This window comes from Mesobacillus stamsii, from assembly GCF_030814065.1.
Classification (GTDB): domain Bacteria; phylum Bacillota; class Bacilli; order Bacillales; family Cytobacillaceae; genus Mesobacillus; species Mesobacillus stamsii.
Genome location: NZ_JAUSUN010000019.1, coordinates 62,663 through 73,508 on the forward strand (window position 1 = coordinate 62,663; position 10,846 = coordinate 73,508).

Here is a 10,846-nt window from a genome sequence, read left to right on the forward strand (position 1 = left end):
ATGGGTAATCTTTGGAAAGGGTCCTTTCTCCAATTCGTTAAAAGGACCAATACTTGCCATAGAACTGGTGTCAATATTGCTTTCCTCTTTACTGCAAGCACTTAAACCTGCTGGAAGGATAGTGCCAAAATCCCTCTGTCTCTTTTAGAGACTTCCCCAAAAACTTCCGGCGATTCAACATGTAGCTCTTTTGATCAAACAATACCAAATAATTTCGCAAAAATAATGAATGAGAAATTTGTACTAATGTAGTCTTTATCTAAGCAGAATGCACCCTGAGAAAAGGAGTGTAGTCCATCATTTCACTGATTTATTTCCAATTGTGCAGAAATCTATGAACTTTTCACTAACATATATACAGCCTCATCTACTGCACTATAGTCTTCTTTTATGGAGTTTTTGTCATTTGTGAGAGAATTTTGGAGATCGTTTGCGACAATATAGGCTATTGCTCTACCTGTGGAACTTCGAATAGAGGACAATTGGTTCACAACATCAGCACATGGTTTTTCTGCTTCCATCATTTTACTAATCCCCCTGATTTGGCCCTCCATTTTCTTAAGTCGATTTACTATTTCTTTGTTATACAACATGCCGTCCCCTCCTACTGTAAATTAAATATTCCAAGGTGATTTCCCCTTGTGCAAGCCTCATTTTCAATTGTTCCATCGCTTCACTGGAATCAGAACGAATTGGCTGACAGGTCCCTTCTTGTTTTTCAACAGCAAGTAGCTCAGGAAACCGGCCAGCAGAAAACCGATAAACCAGCCAATCGGTCCGCAAGCCAGCAGATGCAAAACCCGGTCCCCACATCAGAATCCCTCCTTTCATGATGAGTTGTTTGTTTCTATGACTTAAATATAAAAGCAAATCATGGAGAAAATATGTGCAAGACAAAAAAACAGTTCACCCCAGTAACTCTGCGAAAAACCGGAGTGATCAATTATCAGAATACATAGTAATTAACCCTACATACTTTTTGCATATATTCATATTAAAATACAAAAATACCCCCCACCGATTTAAAGTTCAGTGGAATTTGATAAGGAGGTACAGCTTTAATGGATAAATACAATAGAAGAAAATTTCTCTCTTATTCCTTAAAGGGAGCCGCAGGATTAGCAGCTATTTCTCTTGTTCCTTTTGGAGTAAATAAGATTTTTAATAACAATGGAATGATGTATGGAAATGATAGTAGTGGACTTCCATTCAGCGGCGGCACTCCTTTACCTGTTCCACCGCTCCTTAAAAATATGAGTTCGATCCCAAGTAAAGCCAAATTTCAGCTTTCAGCTCAAATAGCTAAGACAGAATTTATCGAGGGGAAAGAGACAGACACTTATGGTTACAATGGAAATTATCTAGGCCCTGTCATTAGAGTCAGAAAGGGTGATGAGGTTTCGATAAAAGTCAAAAACAACCTGAATGAAGAGACAACAGTCCACTGGCACGGGCTTGAAGTAGACGGGGAAAACGATGGTGGTCCTCACTCCCGGATTCGGCCCGGGGAAACCTGGAATCCAAAGTTTACGGTCACACAGCCTGCTTCAACATTATGGTTTCATCCGCACTTGCTCCATAAAACTGGAGAGCAAGTTTATAAAGGGCTCGCTGGTTTGTTTTATGTAGATGATGATGTTTCAGATAATCTGAAACTCCCAAATGAGTATGGTGTCAATGACATTCCGCTTGTGATACAGGATAAAAAGCTGGACGCGAATGGAAGGTTTGAATATAGACTGGGCATGCATGACGTCATGATGGGCCTTCAGGGAGGAACCATTCTTGTTAACGGAGCTGTAAACCCTTATCTTGAGGTACCAAGAGGCAAAATGCGCTTTCGTTTGCTGAACGGATCAAATGCCAGGATTTATGAATTGCTTTTTAGCAATAACCAAAACTTCTATCAAGTAGCTAGCGATGGGGGATTACTTGAACAGCCTGTCGAGATGACAAAACTAGTGCTCGGTCCAGGGGAAAGAGCTGAAATCATAGTGGATTTTTCTATGTTTAAAGATGGCGATACGGTCGAACTAACAAATCAAGGTACTGAATTCATGAAATTTATGGTAACTGGCAATAAACAGCAAGACTTTAATATACCAAACCAACTTACAAAAATTGAAAGAATAGATTCATCAAAGGCAGTAAAAACCAGAAAATTTATTTTCCAAGGAATGGGAAGCAATGTCAATATAAATGGCCAACAAATGGATATGGACCGGATGGATGAATATTTGACCTTAAATACTACAGAAATCTGGGAAATCTCCAATGAAAGTACTGGGATGATGGGGGGAATGGCCCATCCATTCCATGCTCATGGAATTCAATTCCAAATTCTTGACCGTGACGGTAAACAGCCTCCAGCAAATGAATCCGGCTGGAAGGACACTATCCTAGTGTATCCAGGGGAGAATGTCAGGGCGATTGCTACTTTCAAGTATCCTGGTATCTTCATGTACCACTGTCATATCCTTGAGCATGAAGATGCAGGTATGATGGGGCAATTTAAAGTGGAATAAAATTTGGTATCCAAATAACGCTTTCAAGCATACAGTCTTAGAAAAGTCTGTATGCTGAAAGCGTTATTAGCGTAAGTTCGCGGAACAGCTAGGATATCGAGTTATCAAAGCAAATAAAGGAATGTTAGTGAATTGAATACAGCTAAAATCAAATGATTTCGTACGGAAGTCTACATTCCCTATGTAAATTACCTTTTAATAGGCGGAAAGTATAAAAAGAATAAATAACAATATACAAAACCTCGGATCTTCTTAGAAGGTCCGAGGTTAAATAGGAAAGTTATTTGTCATTTATACCTTCTTTGTAAAACCGGTTTGTCGATTGCTTTTGCCTTCGATACCAGATGAGGAACAAAGAAAGACCAACTAAAGCCAGGGAAATGACCTGTGCAATTCTTAGTTCATCAGTTACCATTAGACTGTCTGTCCTCAATCCCTCCACAAAAAACCTACCTACTGAATACCAAATGAGATAAGAAAGGAAAACTTCTCCCCGCTTGACTCCGAACTTTCTGATGGCAAGGAGGACAAAAAAAACTGAAAGATTCCATAATGATTCATACAAAAAGGTTGGGTGGTAATACGCTCCATCTATATACATCTGGTTAATAATCCAGTCTGGAAGCATTAAATCTTCAAGAAAGGTTCTTGTCACCTCTGTTCCATGCGCTTCCTGGTTCATGAAGTTTCCCCATCGACCAATGGCCTGCCCGAGAATAATGCTAGGAGCAGCTATGTCAGCGAGCTGCCAGAAAGAAATTTCTTTTTTTCGTGCGTACACTATCGAGGTTGCTACCGCACCGATCAATCCTCCATGGATGGCGATGCCGCCTTCCCAGATTGCTAGAATCTGTCCTGGATTATCTAAATAGTAATCTAGATTGAATAATACGTAATATAACCGAGCACTAAGGAGAGAAATTGGAATCGCCCAAAGAAGCAAATCCGAAAAGACATCCTGGTCCAACCCTCTTCTTTTTGCTTCTTTTGTAGCGAGTAACCATCCTAAGAAAATCCCAAAGCCGATAATTATGCCGTACCAATAAATAGTGATAGGGCCTAATTCTAATGCTATTCTATTAATTGGTTCAAAGTTTCCCATCTATTTCACCTCTTCTATGTCATTCTCTGTCATCATACCTAGTATTTATGGATTTTATATGGAGGGGAACAAAGAAGATTGATTTTCCCTTAATCGGTATTAGCTGGAAAGATAGAATAGTGACTAGCTGAGAACCACAGAGTGATTGGTAAGGGTGGTACCCTGTACCGAATTGAGCCAGATAAATCGGACTCAAGTTTGCTCGCGGGGAGATCGATATAAGAATATTTAAATCAACAGAAAAAGAGAAACCGACAACTAATTGACCAAACACTAGAAATCATCACTCTGTTTGCTACAGCTGGATGGGTATTTGCTTCACTTTTCTAAAAATGGGCATGAAAAAATAAAAGATTTCGGTGAAAAGAAAACTGCCATTTGGCAGCTTTCTTTAGAGTAGGTTTTTAGAAATCATTTCATATTCACTCTGGGAAATCTCACCTTTGACGTAGCGCAGTTTCAAAGCTTCAGAAGGAGCATCCTTTTGTAGTGATTCTTGTTTTTGTTTTTTGAAAGAGTACATAAGATCAACAATCAGCTTCCTTGTCATCTTGAACAGTCTGAACAGATCTCCAGTCCTTAACAAATAATAGAAGACTATGGCTGCTAATATAAGATTAATCACTGCATTCACCTCGATTACGATTTAATTGTTTTTAAAATTCGCTGGAATTCTTCTAAGGTAATCTCTCCTCTTGCGTATCTTAACTTTGCTATTTCTTCGGCTTCTATTGTTTGGATTTTCCGTGAATTCGCCTTGGGTAAAAACTTGTTTTTCATCAGAAAATATACTCCGATTGCAATTAGAACAAGGAAAATGAAAGTAGACGAGTTAAAGTATGGCATCATTCCAAACTGGCTGAAACCGGATGGAGCTCCATAACCATTTCCGTTTATAAAAGAACCCATGTGACCGTTCATCATTTGTCATTACTCCTTTATATTAAATGAGATTTCTCAGTTTCCCGTATTCTTCTTCGGTAATTTTGCCTTCAGCATACCTCAAATCAATGATTTGTCTGGCTGAGTTATTCTCTGGAACTTGAGTACCCATTTTTCCAAAGAACTTTTGTAAATCGCCCGTTTTGTAAAGGTAAAAACCTATTGCCAAGATCAACAGCGTAAACATTGTTTCATTCCTCCTGAATATTGGTATTAACGGCCGGAAGACCGGCTCAGTGAGATTTTATAAGCCCGTGTTCCCTATACCCTGGAAATTCTGGCTGTTAGATGCGCCACCTGTGCCATGCATCCCTTTATACATATCCTCCAGGTCTTTCGTACTCAAATCAGGATGCATTTCCTGCATATATTGCTGCATTTGTCCAAAGTTGATATTCTGATCATCCATGAATTTTTGCATATCCTCAAAATCTCCTGATTTCCTCATTTGATTTATCTCATCGATAGTAATTCCTTGCTCCCCCATGAACTCCTGCATATTTCCAAAATTGCCATCACCCATGATGTTCGCCCTATTTTTAAAATCAATACCCTGCTCCTTCATAAATTCAGCAGGATTCACTGCATTTTCCTTCGCGGATGCCATATACAATCCTGTACCTCCTGCTGCGATAAGGGCTGCTGCTAATGCGCCAGTAATAATAGTCTTTTTAATCAAACTAAACACTCCTATTTTTTTATTATAAAAGGTTTGCTTTCATTTTTTCGAATTCTTCGACAGTGATTTCTCCCCTTGCCAACCTATCCTTGGCCAGGTCAATTGCTTGATTGTTCACCGCCTGGAGCGGAAGCGTTTGTTCACTCCTTCTATTCTGGTTGAAAGCCAGATACAGCAGATAGCCGACTGCCAGGAAAACTATTATCATCATCAAGGATCCACCTCCCATCCCGAATCCTCCAAAGTAACCATAGCCAGGTCCCATCATCATTTCCTTCTCTCCTTTCCATTTCTTTATACTTTCATTCTCTTTTAAAAATTTGTAGAAAGTATGGAGCGTAAACTGTTATTTTGAAATTATGTCTTTCATCTTTTGGTACTCTTCCTGGTATGTCCCCTTATGCCAGCCGCATCTTCAATTGTTCCAAATCAGGCAGGTTCGACCCATCTGATTTCTTCCTGTTCTTCAACAAGTAGATCAGGAGACCAATCAAAGCAAACCAATAAGTAAGCCAATCGGTCCGCAGCCAGCTGCTGCAAAACCAGGTCCCATCATGCTAGCCCCTCCTTTCTGGTGATGATGATGTTTGTTTCTTTTCTTTAAATATAAAAGCGAATCATGGAGAAAGTATGTAGAGTGCAAAAATTATAAAGAACATCAAATATTGTAGAATGAATTTATTGTATTTATTGTCGTCACTGTTCTGGCTGTTCTCGAAATAACTGAATAACTTACTTATGTAAAAAAAGATGACCGCTCTGGGATGTATCAACCTCCCTGTTAGCCGTCACCCTATCCTTCTTTGCACATTTGTCTGTATGAGTATTTCGAGGAAGGGGTGGATATTCTTGCAATTGATCTAGTAGAATATATCCTTTTTCACTTAAATGATTTGTTTTGAACTTCTTTCCCCATCACCGGGGAGCGTTGAAAGAAAAGCCCAATATATAATAGGCTGGTCGAGTTTTGCCAAATTACATTAATGGTTAGAATACAAGCCTGTTATCACCTTGAGCTTATAGATCTACATTAATCTGCCTGCTGCTTTGTAACCAAAAAAAGCGAGACCACTTTAAAAAGCAGTCCCGCCTTCATTGCTTACTTTTCTGTCATGATAATTTCCTTGAAATCTACTTGTTCTAGTACTTTATAGCATTTATAGGAACCATTATTCTCAAATACAACGATTGCCGGATCTTTCTCAAATGGCTCCCATAAAAAGAATCCAGCTCCCTCACTCCACCTCCCACATTCACCATCTAGAAACATTTCCCCTGCTAACAGCCCAAAAACCATTTCGCCGCTTTTCTCCAGTTTTATAAACATATCATCAACCCTCTCATTTTCAATCTACTTTAATATTAATACTTAATTATGTAGAAAAAATGGAGTTATTGTACCCTCCTTGTGGAATGTATCAAGATGAGGAACTGATTCTAGCAATCCAATCGTATAGGGGTATTTTGGATTATAAAAAATTTCGTTTTTGTTCCACTTTCGACTATTTTACCGGCCTACATGATATTCACTCTTTCTGAAAACCTTGCAACCACACCATTTTTCTCCTGCAGATCTTTTAATAAATCCAAAATCTGTGCTTGGATGGTTACGTCAAAAGCTATTGTTGGCTCTTCAGCAATTAACAGATCAGGTAGCCATTGCAATGCCTCATTCTTCCACTTAGCTGATGAGGATAGGTTGTACAACAAGAGATAGGATCCGGGATTACAACTAGTCTAATGATTTCAATTACCTTTTCATGAACTAACTTTTTACTATAGCCTTTATGGACGATTAGCCTCTCCGCAATTTGGTCACTCCCCTTTATTGTCGGGTTTAAGAAAGGAAAGGATCCTGGAATACCATACCGATCTTTGCACCAAGGATTTAATAGGGCACTGGATATCTTCTTGGTTTCGCTCTTTTTTTTATTAGCACAGCATGAAATAATGCATCGCTCCATTATAGATTAATTCCTTTTGCTCAGACTTAAAATAGTTATATAGACAATGCCATCCTGGACAAACGCTTCAAAAATATCCAATGCCTTGGAGGGGGGATGCTCCAATATTCATACCAATTTTGTCATATTTCCCTCCATGACAAGGCCAATAAAATGCTACTCTCTCTTCTTTTATCTCCTGCTCAGCATTCCCAGCGATACATCCCAGATGTGTGCATATAGGTGACATAATTATTAAAGAGTTTTCATTATTTGAATTTCATACCCTAATGACTATTTCTAAAAAAACGATGAATTTTCATCCTTAATTTCTGCATTTATTTATATTATGGTTACCTTAATAATTTTCAGGAGGTATACAGCTATGCAATTAAAGATACTTTCATTCCTCATTTTATTCACCTCATCATTCCTTGCAGCCTGTTCCAGTAGCAGTGTGAGTGAAATTGATCACAAAACACAGAAGAAGGTTCTAATACTGAAATAAAAGAGAATATAGAAGGTCTCCAAACTGCAAATGTTACTGAAACACTTACTGGCAATGAAATAAATATTACTGCCAAAGAAGCCAAGCATCAGTTAAATGAGGATGTTAGCGTAAATGCACTTACTTTCAATGGTTCTGTTCTCGGCTCCCAAATTCGGGCAAAGCAAGGAGAAAAATTGAAAATCAATCTTAAAAATGAACTGAATGAACCAGTCTCTATACATTGGCATGGAATTACAGTGCCAAATGAAATGGATGGAATCCCTGGTGTGACACAAAATGCAGTCCAGCCAGGTGAAAACTTCACATATGAATTTACACCTGAGGATCCAGGAACGTATATGTACCATACCCATCAAAACGCTGTTGAACAAATGGATAGAGGGCTTTATGGTTCGTTTATTGTAGAACCAAATGAAAAGACTTATGATCTTGATTATACCCTTATGCTTGACGAGTGGATGAGCAAGCCTGAAGAAGGCAAATCCAGCATGGAAGGAATGGACCATGGTAATATGGATTCAGACGGGGACAGTGATAAAGAAACTGATTCTGGTGGCATGGATCACAGCGATATGGGGTCAAATAAGAATGAAAGCTTGGGTGGAATGGAAGAAATGGGGCATGATATGAGTGCTTACGATATATTTACGATAAATGGCAAAAGCGGTAACAGCATTGAACCATTAAAGGTCAAAGAAGGAGAGAAGGTCAGAATTCGTCTTGTCAATGTAAGATATATGTCTCATAAAATCCATCTACATGGCCATGACTTTAAAGTCGTAGCAATTGACGGACAGGAACTAAATGAACCAAAAAGAATAAACAATCAAGTGATTGCTATAGCACCAGGTGAGAGATATGACATTGAGTTTACAGCAAATAACCCCGGAGAATGGTTCATAGAGTGCCACGGAGATATGGAAGGATCAAGTGAAATGAAGACAAAAATTCAATATGAAAACTCTACTAATTCAGCTGACAAATCTAACCAGTCTGAAACTTTACCTGAATTCTAGCCAGGTAGGCTTCCACTTTGAAAATCAGTTTCTTATTCTACATTTTATGCTCTAACTCAGTCCCTTCTTCAAGCGGTAAAATATAGCCTTTCCCCAATGAGTATTTTCGATTTCCTCTCTAGTTGCAACCTAACTAGATTAAGTCCTCGTAACTTCTTCTAAACTTACTGGAGTCGTTGATATTGGCCTTTTTCTATACGAAAAACTGAAGTAGCTAACCCCCTGCCATTGGTCGAATAGGCAGGGGTATCTTAATTGAATTTAAGTTGGTAAACAGCTTGGCACTTGCCGGTAAATTCTCTGTCATTGAGTGGTAAAAAAGATGGCCATCCTATTGCCGTAATCATCTTTATCATTAGGCTTAAAAAGGTTTTGAAAGTTTTCCTTATCGTACATCGTCAAGTGATTTTGCAACTGTATGAGTTATTGGTTTCCATTCCACATTTATGAACAATGCGACAATCGATATTGGGATATAGGTAAACATAAATAAAGGAAAAGTGATCGTATATGCTAACTTTTTCCACCATGAACTATGAATTTTTTTCCACTCCGTTATAGTCGTAATAAAACCAATTATAAATAGTAAACCATAATACCAACCAATCGATTTTACCATATCTGTATAGATTAGCTGGATATTTTTAGCCCCATCCACTACGTCTAAAAATATCCCTAAGGAGAATAACCCATATATGAAAAAGCTAATACTGGAGACCAGCATGGCAGGCATAATGGTCATAATCATATCGTAACAGGAAAACCAGTTAGATTTCCCTTTTAATATACCGCCCACCAAATCTTTCCCATATTTTACAATAACCTGATAAAAGCCCCTTGCCCACCGTAACCTCTGATGCCAAGATTTGATCCAAGTTTCTGGCTGCTCATCATAAAAAATAGCATTTCTACAATAGCCGATTTTTTCTCCGTTTATGATCTGAGAAACGGAAAACTCAATATCCTCAGTCAGGAGATGATGGGTCCAACCTCCATTTTCTTTTATCAAATTTGCATGTACTAGAAAGCCCGTTCCAGAAATGGAACAGCTTAAGTTAAGCGCCATTCTTGGTAGATTAAGATATTCAGCTTCATGCATAAACCAAAGTCCGTAACCGGCTGAAATCCAATTCTGGTCATAATTCTTTGAATTTCTATAACTTGTGATTACCCTATATCCTTGATGAAACATCATGTTCATTTCCGCAATATAATTCTCTTCAAGGAGATTATCTGCATCAAAAATAAAATATCCTTCATACTTTCTAGATGAATATTCATTACTAATAATATTCATCATATAATTTAGTGCATATCCCTTGCCAACCTGTACCTTATTGAAACGTTCCCTCACTACAGATCCCGCTTTGGCAGCGACACGAGCAGTATCGTCCGTACAGTTATCCGCAACAACGAAAATATCAATTAGTTCTCTTGGATAATTTTGATTTTTAATACTTTTAATCAATTGTCCGATTACGAGCTCTTCATTTCGAGCAGCGATTATTACTGCATATTTATGGGAATGAACATTCTGCATCTTAGGACTTTTGTTCTTTTTTGCTTTTAACGCAACAACCATATAAAAAATCTGATACGAATACATCAAAGCAAATAGTAGGAACATGAGAAAGTTAAACTCTTTTAAGAAAGCTAATATAGTCAGTTCCAAAAGGTTACCTCCATGGTTTTAAAAATGTTTTTCACCCTTAATAACAAAGTATAAAACATGAATTAAAAGCATGGATTAATATTATGTTAAGTCTAAGTAAAGTTTTGAAGCTTTTTCATCGGTAACCCCCGGAGGCAAGGTCGATTTTTCAGATACTTGATATGGTACATTAAAAACCCTACAACTTTTTATATACCATACCGTATTCGACGGCAATTCTTCCCCCACTTATTGTTGGGCTATCGCCCTTCACACGATTGAAGTAGGGCTATCCTTACCGATTTTAGATGAAAAATGCGCATATTACTGTAAATCTAGAAACACGTTAGTTGAGTAAGAAAGTTTATAATAATAACTTAGACTTGAACTACCCCCACTTACTGACCTTACGGTCTAGTTGAAGTGGGAGATTCTTGGGAACAGAGCGTACTTGTTGACATATTTCTTTGCCAACAG

13 protein-coding genes are annotated in these 10,846 nt (G+C 38.1%); 2 read left to right on the plus strand and 11 right to left on the minus strand.

Going from position 1 to position 10,846, the window contains the following annotated elements; genetic code table 11:
- Positions 1 to 332: 332 nt before the first annotated feature.
- Entirely contained in the window at positions 333 to 593 is a 261-nt protein-coding gene (locus J2S25_RS14290; RefSeq protein ID WP_044391784.1) for a metal-sensing transcriptional repressor, read from the minus strand.
- Positions 583 to 813, minus strand: coding sequence for a hypothetical protein (locus J2S25_RS14295; protein ID WP_044391786.1), 231 nt, complete (start codon positions 811 to 813; stop codon positions 583 to 585). The genes J2S25_RS14290 and J2S25_RS14295 overlap by 11 nt, the downstream gene beginning before the upstream one ends.
- Positions 814 to 1,061: 248 nt before the next feature.
- Between J2S25_RS14295 and J2S25_RS14300 the strand changes: the two genes are divergently transcribed.
- Entirely contained in the window at positions 1,062 to 2,525 is a 1,464-nt protein-coding gene (locus tag J2S25_RS14300) for a multicopper oxidase family protein (protein WP_044391788.1), read from the plus strand.
- Between the two features lie 280 nt (positions 2,526 to 2,805).
- Here J2S25_RS14300 and lgt read toward each other — a convergent pair whose 3' ends face one another.
- The 8 genes from lgt to J2S25_RS14340 form a co-directional block, all read right to left on the minus strand.
- Positions 2,806 to 3,627: a prolipoprotein diacylglyceryl transferase gene (gene lgt, locus J2S25_RS14305; protein WP_044391790.1), complete on the minus strand. Its 822-nt coding sequence runs from the start codon at positions 3,625 to 3,627 to the stop codon at positions 2,806 to 2,808.
- 391 nt (positions 3,628 to 4,018) lie between these two features.
- A complete protein-coding gene (locus J2S25_RS14310; protein ID WP_044391791.1) occupies positions 4,019 to 4,252 on the minus strand; it encodes an SHOCT domain-containing protein in 234 nt (77 codons plus the stop codon).
- Positions 4,253 to 4,266: 14 nt separating this feature from the next.
- Entirely contained in the window at positions 4,267 to 4,551 is a 285-nt protein-coding gene (locus tag J2S25_RS14315; protein ID WP_044391792.1) for an SHOCT domain-containing protein, read from the minus strand.
- A gap of 19 nt (positions 4,552 to 4,570) precedes the next feature.
- Positions 4,571 to 4,756, minus strand: a complete 186-nt coding sequence (locus tag J2S25_RS14320; protein ID WP_307192215.1) for an SHOCT domain-containing protein — start codon at positions 4,754 to 4,756, stop codon at positions 4,571 to 4,573.
- A gap of 57 nt (positions 4,757 to 4,813) precedes the next feature.
- Positions 4,814 to 5,248: a hypothetical protein gene (locus tag J2S25_RS14325; protein ID WP_307192216.1), complete on the minus strand. Its 435-nt coding sequence runs from the start codon at positions 5,246 to 5,248 to the stop codon at positions 4,814 to 4,816.
- 22 nt (positions 5,249 to 5,270) lie between these two features.
- Positions 5,271 to 5,519, minus strand: a complete 249-nt coding sequence (locus J2S25_RS14330; RefSeq protein ID WP_225650195.1) for an SHOCT domain-containing protein — start codon at positions 5,517 to 5,519, stop codon at positions 5,271 to 5,273.
- Between the two features lie 828 nt (positions 5,520 to 6,347).
- Entirely contained in the window at positions 6,348 to 6,575 is a 228-nt protein-coding gene (locus J2S25_RS14335) for a hypothetical protein (protein ID WP_044392250.1), read from the minus strand.
- A gap of 188 nt (positions 6,576 to 6,763) precedes the next feature.
- Entirely contained in the window at positions 6,764 to 6,958 is a 195-nt protein-coding gene (locus tag J2S25_RS14340; protein ID WP_241768442.1) for a hypothetical protein, read from the minus strand.
- Between the two features lie 806 nt (positions 6,959 to 7,764).
- Between J2S25_RS14340 and J2S25_RS14345 the strand changes: the two genes are divergently transcribed.
- Positions 7,765 to 8,718 carry a multicopper oxidase family protein gene (locus J2S25_RS14345; RefSeq protein ID WP_241768444.1) on the plus strand — a complete coding sequence of 318 codons (954 nt, stop codon included), beginning with the start codon at positions 7,765 to 7,767 and terminating at the stop codon, positions 8,716 to 8,718.
- A 385-nt stretch (positions 8,719 to 9,103) separates the two neighbouring features.
- On the opposite strand, the gene J2S25_RS14350 is transcribed toward J2S25_RS14345, so the two are convergent.
- Positions 9,104 to 10,390, minus strand: coding sequence for a glycosyltransferase family 2 protein (locus tag J2S25_RS14350; RefSeq protein WP_241768443.1), 1,287 nt, complete (start codon positions 10,388 to 10,390; stop codon positions 9,104 to 9,106).
- Between the last annotated feature and the right edge of the window lie 456 nt (positions 10,391 to 10,846).

Coding starts and splice junctions, on each gene's coding strand:
- lgt (WP_044391790.1), bottom strand. CDS start 3,627: ATGGGAAACTTTGAACCAATTAATAGAATAGCATTAGAATTAGGCCCT.
- J2S25_RS14315 (WP_044391792.1), bottom strand. CDS start 4,551: ATGATGAACGGTCACATGGGTTCTTTTATAAACGGAAATGGTTATGGA.
- J2S25_RS14300 (WP_044391788.1), top strand. CDS start 1,062: ATGGATAAATACAATAGAAGAAAATTTCTCTCTTATTCCTTAAAGGGA.
- J2S25_RS14290 (WP_044391784.1), bottom strand. CDS start 593: ATGTTGTATAACAAAGAAATAGTAAATCGACTTAAGAAAATGGAGGGC.
- J2S25_RS14295 (WP_044391786.1), bottom strand. CDS start 813: ATGTGGGGACCGGGTTTTGCATCTGCTGGCTTGCGGACCGATTGGCTG.
- J2S25_RS14330 (WP_225650195.1), bottom strand. CDS start 5,519: ATGATGATGGGACCTGGCTATGGTTACTTTGGAGGATTCGGGATGGGA.
- J2S25_RS14320 (WP_307192215.1), bottom strand. CDS start 4,756: ATGTTTACGCTGTTGATCTTGGCAATAGGTTTTTACCTTTACAAAACG.
- J2S25_RS14335 (WP_044392250.1), bottom strand. CDS start 6,575: ATGTTTATAAAACTGGAGAAAAGCGGCGAAATGGTTTTTGGGCTGTTA.